The organism is Bradyrhizobium yuanmingense, assembly GCF_025200905.1.
Classification (GTDB): Bacteria; Pseudomonadota; Alphaproteobacteria; order Rhizobiales; family Xanthobacteraceae; genus Bradyrhizobium; species Bradyrhizobium yuanmingense.
The window spans coordinates 1,577,152-1,597,835 of record NZ_CP104173.1 but is presented as its reverse complement, the minus strand read 5'-3'; the positions used below and the strand labels follow the sequence as shown (position 1 = coordinate 1,597,835).

General features: G+C 65.3%; 16 protein-coding genes. 7 read left to right on the top strand and 9 right to left on the bottom strand.

The window, feature by feature from the left end; genetic code table 11:
- The first annotated feature begins 2 nt into the window (after positions 1 to 2).
- Genes glgX through treY form a run of 3 tightly spaced genes read left to right on the top strand, consistent with a single transcriptional unit; the run spans position 3 to position 6,647 of the window.
- Positions 3 to 2,081 (top strand): glycogen debranching protein GlgX, encoded by a 2,079-nt coding sequence (gene glgX, locus N2605_RS07495; RefSeq protein ID WP_260346217.1) that lies wholly within the window; start codon positions 3 to 5, stop codon positions 2,079 to 2,081.
- Positions 2,078 to 3,829, top strand: coding sequence for a malto-oligosyltrehalose trehalohydrolase (gene treZ, locus N2605_RS07490; RefSeq protein WP_260346216.1), 1,752 nt, complete (start codon positions 2,078 to 2,080; stop codon positions 3,827 to 3,829). The genes glgX and treZ overlap by 4 nt, the downstream gene beginning before the upstream one ends.
- 1 nt (position 3,830) lies before the next feature.
- Positions 3,831 to 6,647 (top strand): malto-oligosyltrehalose synthase, encoded by a 2,817-nt coding sequence (gene treY / locus N2605_RS07485; RefSeq protein ID WP_260346215.1) that lies wholly within the window; start codon positions 3,831 to 3,833, stop codon positions 6,645 to 6,647.
- Positions 6,648 to 6,649: 2 nt separating this feature from the next.
- On the opposite strand, the gene N2605_RS07480 is transcribed toward treY, so the two are convergent.
- The gene (locus N2605_RS07480; protein WP_225112103.1) at positions 6,650 to 6,967 is read right to left on the bottom strand and encodes a polyhydroxyalkanoic acid system family protein; all 318 of its coding nucleotides are present in this window, start codon (positions 6,965 to 6,967) and stop codon (positions 6,650 to 6,652) included.
- A gap of 179 nt (positions 6,968 to 7,146) precedes the next feature.
- Here N2605_RS07480 and N2605_RS07475 point away from each other — a divergent pair, with 179 nt between their 5' ends.
- The gene (locus N2605_RS07475; RefSeq protein ID WP_009798696.1) at positions 7,147 to 7,311 is read left to right on the top strand and encodes a DUF3309 family protein; all 165 of its coding nucleotides are present in this window, start codon (positions 7,147 to 7,149) and stop codon (positions 7,309 to 7,311) included.
- A gap of 130 nt (positions 7,312 to 7,441) precedes the next feature.
- Here the strand turns inward: N2605_RS07475 and ligD are convergent, their stop codons facing one another.
- On the bottom strand, positions 7,442 to 10,117 hold the full coding sequence (ligD, locus tag N2605_RS07470) for a DNA ligase D (protein ID WP_260346214.1): 2,676 nt from the start codon (positions 10,115 to 10,117) through the stop codon (positions 7,442 to 7,444).
- A gap of 118 nt (positions 10,118 to 10,235) precedes the next feature.
- On the opposite strand from ligD, the gene ku reads away from it, so the two are divergent.
- A complete protein-coding gene (gene ku / locus N2605_RS07465) occupies positions 10,236 to 11,120 on the top strand; it encodes a non-homologous end joining protein Ku (protein ID WP_225155286.1) in 885 nt (294 codons plus the stop codon).
- Positions 11,121 to 11,240: 120 nt separating this feature from the next.
- Here the strand turns inward: ku and N2605_RS07460 are convergent, their stop codons facing one another.
- The 7 genes from N2605_RS07460 to N2605_RS07430 form a co-directional block, all read right to left on the bottom strand.
- Complete coding sequence (locus tag N2605_RS07460) at positions 11,241 to 11,930, bottom strand: response regulator transcription factor (RefSeq protein ID WP_109144771.1); 690 nt, start codon at positions 11,928 to 11,930, stop codon at positions 11,241 to 11,243.
- Positions 11,927 to 14,650: a sensor histidine kinase gene (locus N2605_RS07455; RefSeq protein WP_260346213.1), complete on the bottom strand. Its 2,724-nt coding sequence runs from the start codon at positions 14,648 to 14,650 to the stop codon at positions 11,927 to 11,929. The genes N2605_RS07460 and N2605_RS07455 overlap by 4 nt, the downstream gene beginning before the upstream one ends.
- Positions 14,651 to 14,690: 40 nt before the next feature.
- The gene (locus N2605_RS07450; protein ID WP_109144773.1) at positions 14,691 to 15,296 is read right to left on the bottom strand and encodes a K(+)-transporting ATPase subunit C; all 606 of its coding nucleotides are present in this window, start codon (positions 15,294 to 15,296) and stop codon (positions 14,691 to 14,693) included.
- 111 nt (positions 15,297 to 15,407) lie between these two features.
- Complete coding sequence (gene kdpB / locus N2605_RS07445) at positions 15,408 to 17,525, bottom strand: potassium-transporting ATPase subunit KdpB (RefSeq protein WP_260346212.1); 2,118 nt, start codon at positions 17,523 to 17,525, stop codon at positions 15,408 to 15,410.
- 23 nt (positions 17,526 to 17,548) lie between these two features.
- Positions 17,549 to 19,252, bottom strand: coding sequence for a potassium-transporting ATPase subunit KdpA (gene kdpA / locus N2605_RS07440; RefSeq protein WP_225112098.1), 1,704 nt, complete (start codon positions 19,250 to 19,252; stop codon positions 17,549 to 17,551).
- Positions 19,253 to 19,364: 112 nt separating this feature from the next.
- On the bottom strand, positions 19,365 to 19,454 hold the full coding sequence (locus N2605_RS07435) for a K(+)-transporting ATPase subunit F (RefSeq protein ID WP_035698142.1): 90 nt from the start codon (positions 19,452 to 19,454) through the stop codon (positions 19,365 to 19,367).
- Between the two features lie 11 nt (positions 19,455 to 19,465).
- Positions 19,466 to 19,633: a hypothetical protein gene (locus N2605_RS07430; protein WP_225112097.1), complete on the bottom strand. Its 168-nt coding sequence runs from the start codon at positions 19,631 to 19,633 to the stop codon at positions 19,466 to 19,468.
- Positions 19,634 to 19,988: 355 nt separating this feature from the next.
- Here N2605_RS07430 and N2605_RS07425 point away from each other — a divergent pair, with 355 nt between their 5' ends.
- Both N2605_RS07425 and N2605_RS07420 read left to right on the top strand, forming a co-directional pair.
- Positions 19,989 to 20,453 carry a hypothetical protein gene (locus N2605_RS07425; protein WP_225126115.1) on the top strand — a complete coding sequence of 155 codons (465 nt, stop codon included), beginning with the start codon at positions 19,989 to 19,991 and terminating at the stop codon, positions 20,451 to 20,453.
- Positions 20,454 to 20,476: 23 nt separating this feature from the next.
- A complete protein-coding gene (locus N2605_RS07420; RefSeq protein ID WP_036007210.1) occupies positions 20,477 to 20,668 on the top strand; it encodes a hypothetical protein in 192 nt (63 codons plus the stop codon).
- The last annotated feature ends 16 nt before the right edge of the window (positions 20,669 to 20,684 follow it).

Genomic DNA, 20,684 nt, shown 5'->3' with positions numbered 1-20,684 from the left:
CGATGCGCCTGACTGCCGGATCGCCCGCACGGCTCGGCGCAAGCTGGGACGGACGCGGCACCAATTTCGCGCTGTTCTCCGCCAACGCGCAGAAGGTCGAGCTCTGCCTGTTCGACACCCAAGGCCGCCGCGAGCTCGAGCGCATCGAGCTGCCCGAGAAGACCGAGGATGTCTGGCACGGCTATCTCAACGACGTCGCGCCGGGCCAGCTTTACGGCTATCGCGTGCACGGCCCCTACGAGCCCGAGCACGGCCATCGCTTCAACGCCAACAAGCTGCTGCTCGACCCCTACGCCAAGCGGCTTGCCGGGCGCCTGGTCTGGAGCGATGCGCATTTCGCCTACCGCACCGGAAGCCCGCGCGAGGACCTGTCGTTCGACCGGCGCGACAATGCGCGCGGCATGCCCAAGGCCGTCGTGGTCGACGAGACCTTCAACTGGGGCCGCCGCGAGATCCGGCCGAATATTCCCTGGGAAGACACGATCATCTACGAGGCTCACGTCAAGGGCCTGACCCAGAAGCGCGAGGACGTTCCGCCGAATCTGCGCGGCACCTATGGCGGCCTGTCCTCGCCTGCGATGATCGATCACCTCAAGAAGCTCGGCGTCACCACGGTCGAGCTGCTGCCGGTGCACAGCTTCGTCGACGACCGCATCCTGGTGGAAAAGAAGCTCGCCAATTACTGGGGCTACAACACGCTGTCGTTCTTTGCGCCCGAGCCACGCTACGCCCAGGACAACGCGCTCGATTCCTTCCGCACTACGGTGGCGCGGCTGCACGATGCCGGCATCGAGGTGATGCTCGACGTCGTCTACAACCACACCGCCGAGGGAAATCATCTCGGTCCGACACTGTGCTATCGCGGCATCGACAACGCCTCCTATTATTGGCTGAACCGCGAGAACCCGCGCTATTACGACGACTTCACCGGCTGCGGCTCGTCGGTGAACCTCACCCATCCGCGCGTGCTGCAAATGGTGATGGATTCCTTGCGCTACTGGGTCGAGGTCTGCCATGTCGACGGCTTCCGCTTCGACCTTGCCACCACGCTGGCGCGCGGGCCGAACGGTTTCGATCGCGGCAGCTCGTTCCTGACCGCGGTGCGGCAGGACCCGGTGCTGGCCACCGTCAAGCTCGTCGCCGAGCCGTGGGACCTCGGCCTCGGCGGCTACCAGGTCGGAGCCTTTCCCTCGCAATGGTCAGAATGGAACGACCGCTATCGCAGCGCCATGCGCCGCTACTGGAGCGGTGAAGGTAGCCTGATCGGCGACATCTCCAGCCGCATGACCGCGTCCTCCGACTTGTTCAATCACGACGGACGGCGGCCGCGCGCCAGCATCAACCACATCACCGTCCACGACGGCTTCACGCTCGCCGACCTCTTCAGCTACAACGAGAAGCACAACGAGGCCAACGGCGAGGACAATCGCGACGGCTCCAACGACAATCACAGCAACAATTGCGGCGTCGAGGGCCCGACCGATGATCCTGGTATCATCAGCCTGCGCCGCCAGCTGCGCAAGAACGTGCTGGCCTGCCTGATGCTGGCCCAGGGCGTTCCGCTGATCCTCGCCGGCGACGAGGTCGGCAACTCGCAATCCGGCAACAACAACGCCTATTGCCAGGACAACGAGGTCGGCTGGGTCGGCTGGGACAATCTCGGCAAGGACGGCGACGACATGATCGACTTCGTTGCCCATCTCGCCGACATCCGCCGCCGTTTCTCACAGTTGCGCAGCCATCGCTGGCTCGACGGCCGCCCCAAGGACGGCGTCTCCTACGGCGCATTGTGGCTGACGCCCGCCGGCAACGAGATGACGGAGAGTGACTGGACATTCCCGGATGGGCGGTTTCTCTCCTATGTGATGGGCCCGATGGAACCGGGCGGCGCTGCGATCTTTATCGTACTGAACGCCGCTCCCGAAGAGATCGCATTCAAATTGCCCAAAATGACCGAATACAAGCGCTGGCAGCAGATCCTGAACACGACCGATGCCAAGCTGAATACGATCGACTTCCTGCCCGGGAGCGACAGCAAGGCGCCGCCGCGCTCCGTGCTCGCCTTCGCAGGCGCACTATGAGGCCATCCTTCGGGGCGAGGCCGACCAAGGACGGCGTGTCGTTCCGGCTGTGGGCGCCGGCCGCGCGCCGCGTCGATCTCCTGCTCGACCGCAGGCACGCGATGCAGCGCCGGCAGGATGGCTGGTTCGTCGCCGAGATCGCCGGCTTGTCATCTAGCAGCAAGTACAAGTTCAGGATCGACGACGACATCGACGTGCCGGATCCCGCTTCGGCCTTCCAGCCCGACGACGTGTTCGGCCCGAGCGAGGTGATCGATCACGATGCCTTCGTCTGGCGCGCGCGCGATTGGCGCGGCCGTCCCTGGGAAGAGACGGTGCTGATCGAAACCCATGTCGGCACCTTCACGTCCGAAGGCAGCTATCGCGCCATGATCGACAAGCTCGATCACCTCGCCGCGACCGGCATCAATGCGCTGGAATTGATGCCGCTCGCCGATTTCGCAGGCCGCCGCGGCTGGGGCTATGACGGCGTGCTGTGGTATGCGCCGGACAGCGCCTATGGCCGGCCCGAAGACCTGAAGACGCTGATCGACGAGGCGCATCTGCGCGGGCTGATGGTGTTCCTCGACGTCGTCTACAATCATTTCGGCCCGGAAGGAAACTATCTCGGCCGTTACGCGCCGACCTTCTTCACCGATGCGCACACGCCGTGGGGCAGCGCGATCGATTATCGCGTGCCGCAGGTGCGAGCCTTCGCCGTCGAGAATGCGCTGTCCTGGCTCGGCGACTACCGCTTCGATGGCCTCAGACTCGACGCCGCCAACCACATCATGGCTGTCCCGGGCGAGCAGTCCATGCTGCAGGACCTCAGCGTTGCCACCGGCGAGCTCGCCAAGGCCACGGGACGCCACATCCATCTCGTGCTGGAGAACGGCGACAACCGCGCCAGCCTGCTCGATGCCGCGCAGGAGCCGCCGAACGGCAAATATCGCGGGCAGTGGAACGACGATTATCATCACGTCTGGCACGTGATGCTGACCGGCGAGCATGCCGGCTACTATGGCGATTACCAGACGCCGCGCCTGGATCTGGCACGCGCTCTCGCCTCCGGCTTCGTCTATCAGGGCGAGATCTCGGAATTCTGGGGCAAGAAGCCGCGCGGCGAGCCGAGCGGCCAGCTGCCGCCGGCGACCTTCGTCAATTTCCTGCAGAACCACGACCAGATCGGCAATCGCCCGCTGGGCGAGCGGCTGGAAAGCCTGGCATCGCCACAGCAGATCGAGGCCGCGCTCGCGGTCACCCTGCTCGCGCCGATGGTGCCGATGCTGTTTCAGGGCGAGGAATGGGGCTCGACGGTCCCCTTCCCGTTCTTCTGCGATTTCCAGGGCGAACTCGCCGATGCCGTGCGCAAGGGCCGCAAGCGCGAATATGCCTGGGCTTACGAGAAATACGGCGACGAGGTGCCCGACCCGCTCGATCCGGCAACGGTGCAATCGGCCGTGCTCGACTGGACCGGCCGCACGCCGCAACAGGAAGCGCGGCTCACGCTGGTGCGAGAGCTGCTCGGCGTCCGTCGCAAGCAGATCGTGCCGCGGCTGAAGGGCGCAAGCTTCGGTGATGCCGAAGCGGCCGACAACGGCCTCGTCACCGCACATTGGCGCATGGGCGACGGCACCACGTTGCGTCTTGTCGCCAACCTGTCGGATCACGAGATCACCTCCAGCGTCAGCGCGGGCACGCCGATCTGGGGCGGCGGCGCCGGCGAGCGGCTCACGCCCTGGTCGGTGGTCTGGCGCCTCGGAGGTTAGAATGCCTCCCGCCATTCCGCTCGCGACCTACCGGCTCCAGCTCACCGCGGATTTCGATTTCGACAAGGCCGCCGCGGTCGTTCCGTATCTCAAGGCGCTGGGCATCACGCATCTTTACGCCTCGCCGGTGATGAAGGCCCGCAAAGGCTCGACCCATGGCTACGACACGGTCGATCACGGCCAGTTCAATCCCGAGCTCGGCGGCGAGGCCGGCTTTACGCGGCTGAGCCAGGCGCTTCAACAGCACGATCTCGGGCTGATCATCGATTTCGTCCCCAACCATGTCGGCGTGCATTTTGCCGACAATCCGTGGTGGCTCGACGTGCTGGAATGGGGCCAGGCCTCGCCGCACACGGCGTCCTTCGACATCGACTGGGACCAGCTGGCCTACCGCGCTCGCGGCGGCGTGCTGCTGCCGATCCTCGGCTCGTCCTACGGCGAGGCGCTGGAGCGCGGCGATATCGAGCTGCGCTACGACCCGGACGAAGGGACTTTTTCCGCCTGGTATTTCGAGCACCGCTTACCGATCGCGCCGGAGCGCTATGGCGAGATGCTGCGGATCGTCGTCAAGGAGGCGGACACGGCGGAAACGGAGCCCGGCAAGCACCTGCTGTCGCTCGCGACCCGCTACTCGGGGCTGCGGCGCCCCAATCGCAAGGAAGCTCCCCGCTTCAAGTCCGAGCTCAAGGAGATCGCAGGCGCCGCCGACATCATCAAGCGCGGCCTTGCCGCCTATCGCGCCGGCAAGGACCGCCCGGCACAGACGTTGACGCTGCATCATCTCCTCGAGCGCCAGCACTACAAGCTCGGGCACTGGCGGCTTGCTTCCAGCGACATCAATTATCGCCGCTTCTTCGACGTCAACGGCCTCGCCGGCCTGCGCGTCGAGGACGCGAGCACGTTTGCCGCTACGCACCGGCTGGTGAAGCAGCTCATCGCCGACGGCAAATTGCAGGGAATCCGGCTCGATCACATCGACGGCCTGCGCGACCCGGCCCAATATTGCCAGCGGCTGCGCCGGCTGGTGCGCGACGCCCAAAGCAACACCGCCCAAGGCAACACCACCCAAGGCAACACCAAGCCGTTCTATACCGTGATCGAAAAAATCCTGTGCGAGCACGAGCGCCTGCCGCATTTCGCCGGCGTCCAGGGCACCACGGGCTATGAATGGATGAATGTCATCACCCACGTGCTGGTCGATTCCAAGGGACTGGAGGCGCTGGACGAGACCTGGCGGCAGATCAGCAACCGGTCGCCGCGGCTTGTGCCTTACGTCAAGGACGCCAAGCGGCGCGTGCTGGAGACGCTGCTCACCAGCGAATTCACCGTGCTGACGCGCCTGCTCGCGCGCATCGCCAACGGCCATTATTCGACGCGCGACTTCTCGGCCGACAGCCTGCGGCAAGCGCTCGAGCTCTATGTGTTGCATTTCCCGGTCTATCGCACCTACCTGACGCATAGTGGCCCGACCGCAGCGGACCGCAAGCTGATCGACGACACCATTGCGCGCGCCCGCCGCGACTGGTTCGCCGCCGACGAAGGCATTTTCGACTTCCTGCGCGATGCCTTGACCATGGACCTGCTCAAGCCGGGCCGTCCGCCGCACAGCGCCCCGCGCGTGCGCCGCTTCGCGCTGAAGGTGCAGCAATTCACCGGCCCGATGATGGCAAAGTCGCTGGAGGACACCGCGTTCTATCAATTCCACCGGCTGCTGGCGCTGAACGAGGTCGGCGGCGACCCCGCCAGCACCGGCCTCAGCATTCCCGCCTTCCACCAGGCCATGCAGGCCCGCGCCAGGGAATGGCCGCAAGGCATGACGGCAACCGCCACCCACGACACCAAGCGTGGTGAGGATGCGCGCACGCGCATCGCATCGCTCAGCGAGATTCCCGGTGAATGGACCAGCGCAGTGGCGCGCTGGAAGGTGCTGAACGCGCCGCACCTCACGCTGCACGGCAATTTCCGCGCGCCGTCGGCAACGTTTGAATACATGCTCTACCAGACCCTGCTCGGCGCCTGGCCGCTTCAAGCGCCGGCCGATGCCGCCTTCATCGAGCGCATCCAGGCCTATGCCCTCAAGGCCGCGCGCGAGGGCAAGGAGGAGACGAGCTGGCTCAACCCTCATGAAGCGTATGAGAACGGGATCCGCGATTTCATCGCGAAGATCCTCGACCCCGACCAGTCCGCGGAATTCCTTCAGGCCTTGCAGACGCTGGCGCGCCGCGTCGCGCTGCTCGGCACGTTGAACTCGCTGAGCCAGCTCACGCTCAAGGCGACGCTTCCGGGCGTGCCGGACTTCTATCAAGGCACCGAATTCTGGGACCTGTCGCTGGTCGATCCCGACAACCGCCGCCCGGTCGACTTCGCCGCGCGCCGCGCGGCGCTGCCATCACTGGAAGCGCCGGACTGGAGCGGCCTGATCAAGAGCTGGCCGGACGGCAGCCTCAAGCTGGCCTGGACGCGGCATCTGCTCAAGCTGCGCAACGAGCTTGCCGACGTCTTCGCGCAGGGCGACTACCAGCCGCTGGAAGTAAGGGGCGCCCATGCCGACCATGTCATCGCCTTCGCGCGTCGTCAGGGCCGCGCCGCCGCGATCGTCGTGGTCGGGCGTCAGTTCGCGCCGTTCACCCAAGCAGGCCGGGAATGGCCCGCACCGGAAGCTATTGACGCCACTATCGACACCACGGGCTATGTCGTGCCCGGCCTTGCCGGCAATGACTTGCCGCTCGCGCAGGCCTTCCGCGATTGTCCTGCCTTCGTCGTCGCAGGCCGAACGGCGAATGCCGTCAGGGCGGCGCGGCAGCGCGTGCGCGCCTGAAGTCACTTTCCCCCGTCTTTGGTCAGCAGCAATTGGCCGCGCTTCCTGATCGTCGCCTGCGCCATCTCGGCAAAGCGCTGCAACAGCCAGGGCAGCACCACCTCGACCCGAACCTGATCGTCGCCGACATCGACCTGCCCCGTCGCGACCTGGCCGAGCGCGCGGACGCGGAAGGCCAGAGTGTCGCCGCTCCAGCTTTCCTCCTCGACCTGCATCACGGGAATGCTCGCCGCGGCGCGGCCAAGCCCCGTCTTGAGCCGGCGCACCGCCTCCTCACGGCCGAGACGATGCGGAATCGAGACGACGAGCGGTGCTGACATGGGTCCTGCCTTTCTGACTGACGTCACATAGTCATGTCGCGTCCACCAACAAAGGTTCCATGCAAGTTGATCCCCCGGCCGTGTTTCAAAGCCGGAACTTTACAACCTGCGGCAAGTTGCTCCCGCACAACGGGACAGGTTGCAATGACCCTTCTTACGAAGGGCTGGAGGAGATTCGCATGTCAATCGGCACGATCATTCTGATCATCTTGATCATCGCCCTGCTCGGCGGCTTCAGCGGCATCGGCGGCGGGCCGTTCTATGGCACCGGCTATTACGGCGGCGGCGGCCTCGGGCTTGTCATCGTCATTCTGCTGATCCTGATCCTGATGGGAAGGATCTAGTACTGGCTCCGTAGGGTGGGCTAAGGCGCAACGCGCCGAGCCCACCACTTCGCTCGAACGAAACAAGGTGGTGGGCACGCTCCGCTTTGCCCACCCTACGACACCCGCCTTCCCCGCAACAGCGGCAGACCTACTTCACCTTCCCCGCCAGCTTCTTCATCGCGGCCTTGATCGACACGGCTGCATCCTCATACCCCTCCCATGCCTTCGATCGCGCCAGCAGGGCCGGCACGGTGCGCAGCGTATAGCGCTTGGGATCGAGGTCGCTCTTCACCTGCGCCCAGGTCACCGGCATCGAGACCGTGGCCCCGGCGCGCGCTCGGGGCGACAACGGGGCCACCGCCGTCGACATGCGGTCGTTGCGCAGATAATCCAGGAAGATCTTTCCCTTGCGCAGCTTCTTCGACATGTTGAGCAGATAGCGCTCGGGATCGTCGTCCGCCATCCACTGGCAGACGCCTTGGGCAAACGCCTTGGCCTCCTTCCAGCTCACCTTGTCGCGCGCGCCATGGAGCAGCGGCACCACGACGTGAAGGCCCTTGCCGCCGGTGGTCTTGCAGAAGCTCTCCATGCCGATATCAGCGAGCCGCTGCCGCATCTCCTTGGCGGCCTCGACAACGTCGGGAAAGTCCACGTCAGGCGCGGGATCGAGATCGAACACCAGGCGGCCCGGGGTGTCATAGGCATAGGGCGCGCAGTTCCACGGATGCAGCTCGACGCCGCCGATCTGCGCCACCGCGGCGAGCCCTTCGATCCGGTCGATCTGAAGATACGGCTTGCGGTCGCCGGAGACCCGCGCGAGCTCAAGAAGGTTCGACGTTCCCTGCATGGCATGGCGCTGGAAGAAGCACTCGCCCTTGATGCCGTCGGGCGCGCGGATCAGCGAACAGGGCCGGCCCTTGAGATGCACGATCATCCATTCGCCGACGGCTTCGAGGTAGCGGGCAAGATCCAGCTTGGTGACGGCACCACCATCGCCGTCATCCGGCCAGAGCTCCTTGTCCGGCTTGGAGATGACGACGCCCATGACCTCGGCATTTTGAGCGGTCTGCTTCGCTCGCCCGCCCGCCTTGGTGCGCGCCGCCTTCCTGGCCCGGGGCTCGGCGAGCTCGGTGTCGACGGGCGTCTCGGCCTCGACCTCCTCCGCCGCCTTGTCCTGCCGCAAGCCCTTGAAGGCCGCCTGGCGAATATTGCCGTCGGCCGTGAAGCCCGCGAACTCGATTTCGGCGACGAGCTCGGGCTTCAGCCAATGCACGTCCCGCGTCTTCTTCGGCGCGTTCTTGCCGCCGAACGGGCTTTCCTTGCTCTCAATCGCCTTCAGCGCCGGCATGATGCGCTTGACTTTATCAGCGCCAAAGCCGGTACCGACCATGCCGACGAAGGCGAGATGATCGCCGCGCTGCACGCCTGCCATCAGGGAGCGGAATTTGCCGTTGGTGGTCTTGTAACCGCCGATCACCACTTCGTGGCCGGCGCGGCATTTCGATTTGACCCAGCTCTCGGTGCGCCCCGAACGATACGGCGCATTCAGCTTCTTCGACACGACGCCTTCGAGCTCGAGCTTGCAGGCCGATTGCAGCACGGCATCGCCGCCGCTCTCGAAATGCTCGACATAGCGGATCTGAGTCGATTTCCGCTTGCGCGCTTCCAGCAGCTTCTTGAGCTGCGCCTTGCGCTCCCCAAGCGGCAGCCGACGGTAGTCCTGCCCTTCCGCGAAGAGCAGATCGAAGGCGAAGAAGATCAGGTCGTCGGTCTTGCCATCGGACAGCGCAGCTTGCAGCGAGGAGAAGTTCGGCGCGCCGTTATGGTCGAGCGCGACGATCTCGCCGTCGATCATCACGTCCGGCAGCGCGGCGGCTTCCTCGGCGATGGAGGCGAACTTGCTGGTCCAGTCGAGACCCTTGCGCGTCTTCAGCGTCGCCTCGCCGTCCTCGACCCGGAGCTGGACGCGATAGCCGTCGAATTTGATTTCGTGGCACCAGCCCTCGTCTCCGGGCGGCCGCTCGACCAGCGTGCAGAGCTGCGGCGCAACGAAATCCGGCATCTCAGACACCGTCTTAGCCCTCGTCGCGGTCGCGGCAGTTTTCTTCGCCGCTTTGCCGCCCTTCAACGCGGTGCGCGGCGACGGCTTCACCGTCCGCCCTTTCGTCTCTTCCGCGCGGTTGGACTGCCAGACTGCGTCGGCCTTGCCCTTGGTGCCCTTTGCCAGCATGAACGGCTTCGGCGCGCGGCCCTTTCCTTCCGCGATCTGTTCCATCGCCCGGCCCGAGGCGACGGACTTGTCCTGCTCGAGAATATCGTTGTCCGCGCCTTCGCGGACATACTCGTCACGATGCTTGATCAAGAGCCAGTTGGTCCGCTTCTCGCCGCCGCGGTTGCGCATCCGCACCAAGACCCAGCTTCCCTGCAGCTTGTCGCCATGGAGCGTGAACTTCAGGTCGCCTTTCTTGAAGCCGGCTTCCGGATCGTCCGATTCCCAGGTGCCGCGGTCCCACAACATCACGGTGCCGCCGCCGTACTGGCCTTCCGGAATCGTGCCTTCGAAATCGCCGTAATCGAGCGGATGGTCCTCGACTTCGACGGCCAGCCGCTTGTCGTGGGGATCAAGCGAAGGCCCCTTCGTCACCGCCCAGGACTTGAACACGCCGTCGAATTCGAGCCGGAGGTCGTAGTGCAGCCGGGTCGCATCATGCTTCTGGATGACGAAGCGCCGCTGTTTCGATGGCGCCACGGCGGTCTTGCCCGAAGGCTCCGGCGTCTTCTCGAAGTCCCGCTTCTGTCGGTAGGTGGAGAGTTTCTGCAGCACGTCCGGTCCCGCTTCTCGTTCGGCACTTGAAGCCTATCACGGCGAAAGTCCCGCCCGGAACCAAAACCCGATGGGACGGTTGGGGTTCCAAAACGCCTTGAAAACGCTGGAGAATGGAATGGCCCCGCGCGCCTACTGGAAGGGAACGTTGAAGCTGTCGCTGGTCAGTTGCCCGGTCGTGCTCTATCCGGCGACCACCGCGGCCGAGAAGACGCGGTTTCACCTGATCAACCGCGAGACCGGGAACCGGCTCAAGCAGCAGATGATCGATTCCGAGACCGGCGACGTCGTCGAGAGCGACCAGAAGGGCCGCGGCTACGAAGTGCGCAAGGGCAAATACGTCGAGATCGAACCGGAGGAGCTCGAGGCAGTCCAGATCGAGAGCAATCACACCATCGACATCGAGAGCTTCGTGCCGCGCGAGGAGATCGACCAGCGCTTCCTCAACCATCCCTACTACATCGCCCCCGACGGCAAGGCCGCGGTCGACGCCTTCGCGGTGATCCGCGACGCCATGAAGGACCAGGAACGCGTGGCGCTCGCCAAGATCGTTCTGACCAATCGCGAGCACGTCATGGCGATCGAGCCGCGCGGCAAGGGCCTGCTCGGCACCACGCTGCGCTTCCCTTACGAGCTGCGCGAGGAGGACCAGTTCTTCGACGACATCAAGAGCCCGAAGATCACCAAGGACATGGTCGAGCTCGCCGGCCACATCCTGCAGACCAAGGCGGCGCATTTCGATCCCAGCAAGTTCAAGGACGAATACGAGGATGCGCTGAAGGCCCTGGTGAAGCGCAAGGCCAGCGGCAAGAAGATCGAGCTGCCCGAGCCCGAGGAGCGGCCGAGCAACGTCGTCAGCCTGATGGACGCACTGAAGCAGAGCCTGAAGGGACGCGGCGGGAAGAAGACGGCGGCGAAGTCGCACGCGCGCCGCGCGACCGGACGGCACCGCAGTGCGAAGAAGGCGCACCGGTCGACGGCAAGGCACAGGAAGGCGGGTTAGTTCGTCATTCCGGGGCGATGCGAAGCATCGAGCCCGGAATCCATCGTGCCAAGCGCGACGGGCAGAGAAATGGATTCCGGGCCCGCGCCAACGGGCGCGTCCCGGAATGACAGCCGGGGTCTATTCCCCCGCCTTCAGCCGATACCCGATCCCCGTCTCCGTCAGCACGTATTGCGGCCGCTCTGGATCGGCTTCGATCTTTTGGCGAAGCTGGCGGACATAGACGCGCAGATATTGCGCGTCGGTCAATTCGTCCCACAGCTCCTTCAGCAGGAAGCGGTGGGTGAGCACCTTGCCGGCGTGCTGCACCAGCACGCGCAACAGGTCATATTCCTTCGGCGAGAGCTTCACCTCGCGCTCCCCGACCTTGACGATGCGACGGACGAGATCGACCGAGAGATCGCCGGTGCGGAACACCGGACGCTCGCCCTTGACCTGAAGCTGGTGGCGCAGCGCGGCGCGCAGGCGCGCCAGCAGCTCCTCCATGCCGAACGGCTTGGTGAGATAATCGTCGGCGCCGAGATCGAGCGCCTGCACCTTGCCGGCTTCGTCGCCGCGGCTCGACAGCACCACGATCGGCACGCCGTCGTTGCGGGCGCGGATGGTGCGGAGCAGCTCATGGCCTTGAACGTCGGGCAGGCCGAGATCGAGAATGATCAGCGCCGGCTCCTCGCCAAGTTTCTCCAGCGCCGTCTTGCCGTTCGGCGCTTCCAGGATTTCGTAGCCCTGGGTCGTCAGCCCCATTCGCAGCAATTTGCGGATCGGCGGCTCGTCGTCGATGACCAGGACCTTGATCGGAGCAGCGCTCATGCGGCGGTATCCAATGCGTGGCTCTCTGCCGGAACCGGCAGGCGAATGGTGAGGACCGCGCCGCTCCGCTCGCTGCGATTGGCGGCGGAGATCGTGCCGCGCATCGCCTCGACGAAGCCGCGCGAGATGGCAAGCCCGAGCCCGGTGCCGGGACGGACGTGATCGCCCTTCTGCACGCGATAGAACTTGTCGAATACGCTCTCGAGCTCGTCCGGTGGAATGCCGGCGCCCTCGTCGGCGACCTCGAGCACGACATGAGCGCTGTCGCACCGGCCGCGGATCGAGATCGTGGTTTCGGGGGGCGCGTATTTCGCGGCATTGTCAAGCAGGTTGAACAGCACCTGCTCGAACAGCACGGCGTCGAGCTGGAGCATCGGCAGATCGGCGGCCAGCACCAGCTCGACCTTGTGGCGGCTGAGGATCTTGCTGGCGCGCCGGAGCGCGCTGCCGACGATCTCGCTGAGATCGTGCAGCGCTGTGTTGGGCACGATGGCGCCGGATTCGAGCTTGGTCATGTCGAGCAGATTGGCGATGAAGCGGTTGAGCCGCTCGGATTCGTCGATCACGGTGGCGAGCAAATCGCGCTTCTCGGTGTCCGAGAGCGCGCCGGCGAGATCGCGCATGGTGGAGGCCGCCCCTAACACCGAGGCGAGCGGCGTCTTCAGATCGTGCGAGATCGAGGTCAACAGCGCCGAGCGCAGCCGCTCGGATTCGACGGTGCGCTTGACGCGGTCCATGTCCTCGACCAGCAGCACACGCTCGATCGCGAGCGCGCCCTGGTCGACCAGCGCATCGAGCAGCCGCCGCTGGTCCGGCGTCAGCAGCGGGCCGGTACGATCGTTGTCGATGCCGATCACACCGATCGGGCCCCGCCCGGTGCGCATCGGCAGAAACAGCCGCTTGGCGCCCGGCAAGGTATCCGAGCCGCGGCCGGCGGGACGATCGTTGCTCCAGGCCCAGTTGGCGGCGGCAAGGTCGGCCTGGTCGAGCTCGTCCTCGGGCGGATAGCCTGATTTCACCGTGAGCAGGCCTTCATCCGGCAACAGCAGCACCACGCGGACCTTCAGCATCAATGCGGTCTGGTAGGCACTGGCCCACAAGACGTCGTCCAGCGTGGCGGTGCCGGCGAGCTTGCGGCTGAAGGCATAGAGCTGCTCGGTCATCCTGATCCGGCCGATCGCGGTGTCGGCCTGGATGCGCACGCGCGCCGCGACATTGGAGACGATCATCGCCACCACCATGAACAGCACGAAAGCGGCGACATTGGTCGGGTCGGTGATCGTGAAGGTGTAGATCGGCGGGATGAAGAAGAAATTGTAGCAGAGCGAAGCCGCCACCGTGGCCAGCAGCGAGGGCCACAGGCCGTAGCGCACGGCAACTGCGACGACCGAGGTCAGCAGCACGAGATCGACGTTCTCGATGCCGAAATAGGGCTGGATCAGCTTGGCAGCGCCGAGACCCACAAGCACGATCCCAAGCGCCTTGAGAAAAGGCAAGGGATCGAACGGCTCGGATCGTGCGGCGGTCTGCACCGCCATCTTGGGCGCGGCCTCTCCGGAAAGCTCGTTGCCGGGAATGACGTGAACGCTGATATTGCCCGCGCGGCGCACCAGGTCGTGCACGACCGAGCCGCGTGTCATCTCGAACCAGCGCGAGCGCGTCGACTTGCCGATCACGATCTGCGTGACGTTGTTGCCGTGCGCGAAACCGATGAGATCGTCAGCGATGCGGCGGCCGACGGCGGGAATGGTCAAGGCTTCGCCGCCGAGCGATTCCGCGAGCCGCAGCGTATCGGCCAGCCGATCGCGCTCCTCGTCGGACAATTGCAGCGATCGCCGCGTCTCGATCGAAATCGCGGTGAACGGCGCATGCAGCCGGTCGGCCAATCGCTTGGTGTAGCGCACGAGGCCGGCCGCGCGCGGGTCCTCGCTGACGCAGACCAGGATGCGCTCACCCGCGGCCCAGGGCCCCGGAATCGCATTCGCCTGCATGTGGTTGAGCAGCTGCTCGTCGACCCGCTCGGCGGTGCGCCGCAGTGCGAGCTCGCGCAGCGCCGTGAGATTGCCTGGCGAGAAATAATGCTCCAGCGCCCGCTCGGCCTGCTTGGGCACATAGACCTTGCCCTCCTTCAGGCGCTGGATCAGGTCGTCGGGCGTGAGGTCGATCAGCTCGATCGCGTCGGCGCGGTCGAACACCGAATCCGGCACGGTCTCGCGCACCCGGACATGGGTGATCTGGGCAACGACGTCGTTCAGGCTCTCGATGTGCTGGATGTTGACGGCGGTATAGACGTCGATGCCGTGCGAGAGCAGCTCCTCGACGTCGAGATAGCGCTTGGGATGGCGGCTTCCGGACGCATTGGTGTGGGCGAGCTCGTCGACCAGCGCAATCTGCGGCCGCCGCGCGATCACCGCGTCGAGGTCCATCTCCTCGACGATCTGGCCGCGGTAGTCCAGCCTCTTGCGCGGGACCACTTCGAGGCCGCGCACCAGCGCCTCGGTCTCGGCGCGGCCATGAGTCTCGACGAAGCCGACCACGACATCGATGCCGGCCTTGCGCTTGGCCTGGGCGCTTTGCAGCATCTCGTAGGTCTTGCCGACGCCGGGAGCGGCGCCGACGAAGATCTTCAGCCTGCCGCTCGCACCCTCCTCCCGGCGCGCCGCTTCCAGCAGGGCCTCCGGTGACGGACGTTGTTCGGGATCGCGACGCTCTCGGACCATCTTGCCAGTATAATCACCCGTCCACTGCGAGCCTAGACGGCTACTTCGCGGCCATGCGATCGAGCGCGAGATTCAATGCCAGAACGTTAACCCTGGGTTCGCCGAGCAGGCCGAGCAGGCGGCCTTCGGTGCTGGCGGACACGAGCTGCTTGACCTGATCCTCGGGCAGATTGCGCGCCTTCGCCACGCGCGGCACCTGGAATTGCGCCGCTTCCGGCGAGATGTTCGGGTCGAGGCCGCTGGCCGACGTCGTCACCAGGTCGACCGGCACCGAGGCGTTCGGATTCTCGCGCCTGAGCTTGTCCACATCTTCCTTCAGCCGGTCGGCCAGCGCCCTGCTGGTCGGACCGAGATTGGAGCCGCCCGAATTGGCGGCGTTGTAGGGCGCGGGCACCGTCTTGGTCGAATCGTTCGGGTCCGGCGCCAGCGTCGCCGAGCGGCGGCCGTGGAAGTACTTGTCGTCCTTGAACTCCTGCCCGATCAGGGCGGAGCCAATCACCTTGCCGTCTTTCTCGATCAGGCTGCCTTGCGCCTGCACGGGAAACAGCGCGCCGGCAATGCCGGTCATGGCGAGCGGATAGGCAAGGCCCGTGATGGCGGTGAGCGCCAGCAAGAGGACGATGGCGGGGCGGATTTCTCTGAGCATGTGCGTTCTCCAATTTCTCCCGTCATTGCGAGGAGCGAAGCGACGAAGCAATCCAGGCTATCAACTGCTGAGATATTTCTGGATTGCTTCGCTTCGCTCGCAATGACGAATTCAAGCCAAATGCAAGGCGGTCACCGCGAGATCGATCGCTTTGATGCCGATGAAGGGAATGACGATGCCGCCGAGCCCGTAGATCAGGAGGTTGCGGCGGAGCAGTGCGCCGGCACCGACGGCGCGATAGGCGACGCCCTTCAGCGCGAGCGGGATCAGCGCGATGATGACGAGCGCGTTGAAGATGATCGCCGACAGGATGGCGCTCTGCGGGCTCGACAGGTTCATGACGTTGAGTACGTTGAGCTGAGGGTAGAACGCCAGGAACATCGCCGGGATGATCGCAAAATATTTGGCGACGTCGTTGGCGATCGAGAACGTCGTCAGCGCACCGCGCGTCATCAAGAGCTGCTTGCCGATCTCGACCACCTCGATCAGCTTGGTCGGGTTGGAGTCGAGATCGACCATGTTGCCGGCCTCGCGGGCGGCTTGCGTGCCGGTGTTCATGGCGACGCCGACGTCGGCCTGGGCGAGCGCCGGCGCGTCGTTGGTGCCGTCGCCGCACATCGCCACCAGCTTGCCCTTGGCCTGCTCGTCACGGATCAGCTTGAGCTTGTCCTCGGGCGTTGCCTGCGCCAGGAAATCGTCGACGCCGGCTTCCGCGGCGATGGCGGCCGCCGTCATCGGGTTATCGCCGGTGATCATGATGGTGCGGATGCCCATGCGGCGCAGCTCGGCAAAACGCTCGCGGATGCCGCCCTTGACGATGTCCTTGAGCTGGACGATGCCGAGCAGCCTGCCGTCCCTGGCGACAGCCAGCGGCGTGCCGCCCGATTTGGCGACCTCGTCGGCAATGGCGCTGATCTCGCGGCCCGCCTCGGACAGTGCCGCAGGCTGCATCCCCCGTGCCGTATTGCCGGAGGCGATCCTGGTCGGCGCCCCGCCGCCGATATAGTTGAGGATGGCATCGACCGCGCCCTTTCGAACCGACGAGCCGCCGGCGTCGACGCCGCTCATGCGGGTCTGCGCCGTGAACGGAACGAAGGTCGCGCCAAGCTCGGCCATATCGCGGCCGCGGATGCCGTACTTCTCCTTGGCCAGCACGACAATGGAGCGGCCTTCCGGCGTCTCGTCCGCCAGCGAGGCGAGCTGGGCGGCATCCGCCAGGTCCTGCTCGGCGACGCCGCGCACGGGACGGAAGGCGGTCGCCTGCCGATTGCCGAGGGTGATGGTGCCGGTCTTGTCGAGCAGCAGCGTGTCGACGTCGCCGGCGGCCTCGACCGCGCGGCCCGACATCGCCAGCACATTGAAGCGCACCAGGCGGTCCATGCCGGCGATGCCGATCGCCGACAACAGCGCACCGATCGTGGTCGGGATCAGCGTCACGAACAGGGCCACCAGCACGACCACCGAGATCGAGCCGCCGGCATAGGCGGCGTAGCTCGGGATCGTCACGGTGGCGAACACGAAGATGATGGTGAGGCCGGCGAGCAGGATGTTGAGCGCGATCTCGTTCGGCGTCTTCTGCCGCTCGGCGCCCTCGACCAGCTTGATCATGCGGTCGATGAAGGTCGATCCCTGCGCGGCGGTGATGCGCATCCGGATCCAGTCCGACAGCACCTGCGTGCCGCCCGTCACCGCCGAACGGTCGCCGCCGGATTCGCGGATCACGGGCGCGGACTCGCCGGTGATGGCGGCCTCGTTGACGGAGGCGACGCCCTCGACCACCTCGCCGTCCGAGGGGATGGTGTCGCCGGCCTCGACCAACACGAGATCGCCGACCTTCAGGCTCGTGCCTGACACGAGCTTGTAGTCCCGGCCCGCGCCGCTCAGGAGCTTGGCCTGGCTCTCGGTGCGGGTCTTGCGCAGTGTCTCGGCCTGCGCCTTGCCACGGCCCTCGGCCACGGCTTCGGCGAGATTGGCGAACAGCACGGTGAACCACAGCCAGAGGATGATCTGGAAGGTGAAGCCGAGATTCTCCCCGCCGGTGACGAGGTCGCGCAGGAAGATCACGGTCGTGAGCGCGGCCACGATCTCGACCACGAACATCACAGGGTTCTTGATCATGGCGCGCGGATCGAGCTTGGTGAAGGCAGCGCCGATCGCTGGCATCACGATCTTCGGATCCAGCATCGCCGAGACCGGCATGCGCTTGTTGGATTTGTGGACAGGTTCCATGGAGGTCACTCCGAAAAGCGAGATCAGAAGACGTTGCCGGCGTTCATTGCGAGATGCTCGACGATGGGGCCGAGTGCGAGCGCCGGGAAGAAGGTCAGGCCGCCCATGATCAGGATGACGCCGACGACGAGGCCGACGAACAGGCCTCCGGTGGTCGGGAAAGTGCCCATCGACGGCGGGATCGACTTCTTGGCCGCGAGCGAGCCTGCGATCGCCATCGCCGGCACGATCATGAAGAAGCGGCCGACGAACATCGCGGATGCGCCCGTCAGGTTGTAGAACGGGGTGTTGCCGGTCAGGCCGGCGAAGGCGGAGCCGTTGTTGGCGGTCTGCGACGTATAGGCGTAGAGCACTTCCGAGAAGCCGTGCGGGCCCGCATTCGCCATCGAGGCAACGCCGGTGGGAAGCACGACCGCGACGGCCGACCAGCCCAGGATCATCAGCGGCAGGATCAGGATCGCGAGCATCGCCATCTTGACCTCGCGGGCCTCGATCTTCTTGCCGACATATTCCGGCGTACGGCCGACCATCAGGCCTGCGACGAAGATCGCGAGAACGACGAACAGCAGCATGCCGTATAGGCCGGCGCCGACGCCGCCGACGATGATCTCCCCTAGCTCCATGTTGATCAGCGGGATCATGCCGCCGAGCGCGGTGAAGCTGTCGTGCATGGCGTTCACGGCACCGCAGGACGCGGCGGTGGTGATCACCGCAAACAGCGAGGACGCAACGATGCCGAAGCGGACTTCCTTGCCCTCCATGTTGCCGCCGGTCAGGCCGAGCGCATGCAGGGTCGTGGTGCCGCTGGCTTCAGCCCAATAGCAAACGGCGACGCCTGCGACGAACAGCACGCCCATCACCGCGAGGATCGCCCAGCCCTGGCGCTGGTTGCCGACCATGCGGCCGAACACGTTGGTGAGCGCCGCGCCGAGCACGAAGATCGACAGCATCTGCACGAAGTTCGACAGCGCGGTCGGGTTCTCGAAGGGGTGAGCGGCATTGGCATTGAAGAAGCCGCCGCCATTGGTCCCGAGCATCTTGATCGCGACCTGCGAGGCGACCGGGCCGACCGCGATGGTCTGCTTGGCGCCCTCGAGCGTGGTCGCTTCGACGTAGTCGCCAAGCGTTTGCGGGATGCCCTGCCAGACCAGGAACAGAGTGAACACGACGCAGATCGGCAGCAGGATATAAAGCGTGCAGCGGGTCACATCGACCCAGAAGTTGCCGATTGTGCGCATGGACGCGCGGGCAAAGCCGCGGATCAGGGCAACGGCGAGCACGATGCCGGTGGCCGCCGACAGGAAATTCTGGTGCGTCAGGCCGACCATCTGGGTCAGATAGGACAGCGTGCTCTCGCCGCCGTAGTTCTGCCAGTTGGTATTGGTGATGAAGGAGATCGCGGTGTTGAAGGACAGATCCTCGGCGACCGCGGATTGGCCGGCTGGATTGAACGGCAGCACGGCCTGCAGCCGCATCAGGCCGTAGATGATGAGGAAGCCACCGACATGAAACAGCAGCATCGCGACCGTGTAGGTCAGCCAGTGCTGCTCGCGCTTCTCGTCGATGCCGGAGATCCAATAGATGCCGGCCTCGATCGGCCGCAGGACGGGCGACAGGAAGGTGCGCTCGCCGTTGAACACGCGCGTCATGTACCAGCCGAGCGGCTTGGTCAGCGCGACCACGATCGCGCAATAAAGAATGATCTGGAACCAACCGATCACAGTCATGGCATCAACCCTTCAGGCTTTTGGTCCGGCGCAAAAGCGGCAGGAGCAGCGCGAGCAGGCCCGCGACGAGCGCAGCGTCGGCCAGCAGCAATTTTGCGAGCAGCAACACGGCTCAGAACCGCTCGGGCCGCAGCAGTGCATAGGTGAGATAGATCAGGAGGCCGAACGAGACGGCGCCGGCGAGCGCATAATCGAAGATCATGGCCCGCTCCCTCACAGCCGTTCGCAGGCATAGGTGTAGCCGATCGCGAGGGCAAAGAAGAAGAAGCCCAGCGCCAGCATCAAAAGGTCCATCATGGCGATACTCCTTAGGAGAGACGATGTCCGGCATAGCCCGTCTCTGGATCCCGGCGGGCCGCTTGCTGCGATCGAGCGCGGCACGGGCGGGAACTTCACCGCGCTGAAGTGCCACCGCGCCCATAGGTTTTCGAGATGAGACCTATGGCGACGTTATAGGAATCTCATAAAGGCCGGCCCGTCCCGGCGCAGGGCTCGCGCCTGAGAGCTTTCCCCGCAGCCATCCTTCGAGACGCCCGCTTGGGCGGGCTCCTCAGGATGAGGGCGGAGTGCGCGGCCATAGTTTCAGCGGGCACTGACGCCGATGAGCCTCATCCTGAGGAGGCCGCTTATGGAATCCTTATATCTCTCACCCGAACCCTCTCTCGTTTTCAAATGCCCTCCAGGCCATCTTGGCGAGGCCGGCCGACTGACCGACGCCAATTCCAGGAGGCCTGATATGACCGCTCTCCACCCGCTCGATCTCCCCTCGCTCGCCGAGCAGCTGCGCAAGGCCCATTCAATGACGCGGCCGCTGATGCTCGACATCATCGGTCGCGCCTGCCGACGCTTGCCGTCGCTGGGCCGGAGCGAACGCGCAGCCCGCGTCGTGCGCCTGATCGATGCGGAAGCCTGGGCCGATGCGGCGCTGGCGCTGCTGGAGCTCGAGCTGCCGATGTGGCAGGTCCGCCGCATCGCCTACGATGACGGCGAGTGGCATTGCGCGCTGTCGCGCGAGCGCGAGCTGCCGGACTGGCTGGATTCCGCGGTCGATGCGCGCCATGCCGACCTCGCGCTCTCTCTGTTGTCGGCCTTCGTCGAAGTCCGAACGCTGGCCATCGAAGTGTCGCGGCCGAGCGTTCCGTCGGTGCGCCCTATGCTGGATCCGCTTTACGAGCCGGTCGCCTGCCACAATTCCCGCTAGACGCATCTGAAAGGACACGAGAAATGCCGACGCCGATTCTCGGCTTTGAGCGACCCCGTCTGAGGGCTGAACAGCAGTTGCCCATATCGAAGCTGCGCAAAGCTCGACTCGAGCGTATCGCCCTGCATGGGTTGGCCATGCTGTCGATGGGCAGCGTGCTCACCGCGCTGATCGCGCTGAGGACCGCAATCCATATCTGGCATCTCCAGGCCTGACCGGCATTGCGGACGT

Excerpts from the sequence above, each read along its gene's own strand:
- glgX (WP_260346217.1), top strand. The coding sequence starts at position 3 with ATGCGCCTGACTGCCGGATCGCCCGCACGGCTCGGCGCAAGCTGGGAC.
- treZ (WP_260346216.1), top strand. The coding sequence starts at position 2,078 with ATGAGGCCATCCTTCGGGGCGAGGCCGACCAAGGACGGCGTGTCGTTC.
- treY (WP_260346215.1), top strand. The coding sequence starts at position 3,831 with ATGCCTCCCGCCATTCCGCTCGCGACCTACCGGCTCCAGCTCACCGCG.
- N2605_RS07480 (WP_225112103.1), bottom strand. The coding sequence starts at position 6,967 with ATGTCAGCACCGCTCGTCGTCTCGATTCCGCATCGTCTCGGCCGTGAG.
- N2605_RS07475 (WP_009798696.1), top strand. The coding sequence starts at position 7,147 with ATGTCAATCGGCACGATCATTCTGATCATCTTGATCATCGCCCTGCTC.
- ku (WP_225155286.1), top strand. The coding sequence starts at position 10,236 with ATGGCCCCGCGCGCCTACTGGAAGGGAACGTTGAAGCTGTCGCTGGTC.
- N2605_RS07460 (WP_109144771.1), bottom strand. The coding sequence starts at position 11,930 with ATGAGCGCTGCTCCGATCAAGGTCCTGGTCATCGACGACGAGCCGCCG.
- N2605_RS07455 (WP_260346213.1), bottom strand. The coding sequence starts at position 14,650 with ATGGTCCGAGAGCGTCGCGATCCCGAACAACGTCCGTCACCGGAGGCC.
- N2605_RS07450 (WP_109144773.1), bottom strand. The coding sequence starts at position 15,296 with ATGCTCAGAGAAATCCGCCCCGCCATCGTCCTCTTGCTGGCGCTCACC.
- kdpB (WP_260346212.1), bottom strand. The coding sequence starts at position 17,525 with ATGGAACCTGTCCACAAATCCAACAAGCGCATGCCGGTCTCGGCGATG.
- kdpA (WP_225112098.1), bottom strand. The coding sequence starts at position 19,252 with ATGACTGTGATCGGTTGGTTCCAGATCATTCTTTATTGCGCGATCGTG.
- N2605_RS07435 (WP_035698142.1), bottom strand. The coding sequence starts at position 19,454 with ATGATCTTCGATTATGCGCTCGCCGGCGCCGTCTCGTTCGGCCTCCTG.
- N2605_RS07425 (WP_225126115.1), top strand. The coding sequence starts at position 19,989 with ATGACCGCTCTCCACCCGCTCGATCTCCCCTCGCTCGCCGAGCAGCTG.
- N2605_RS07420 (WP_036007210.1), top strand. The coding sequence starts at position 20,477 with ATGCCGACGCCGATTCTCGGCTTTGAGCGACCCCGTCTGAGGGCTGAA.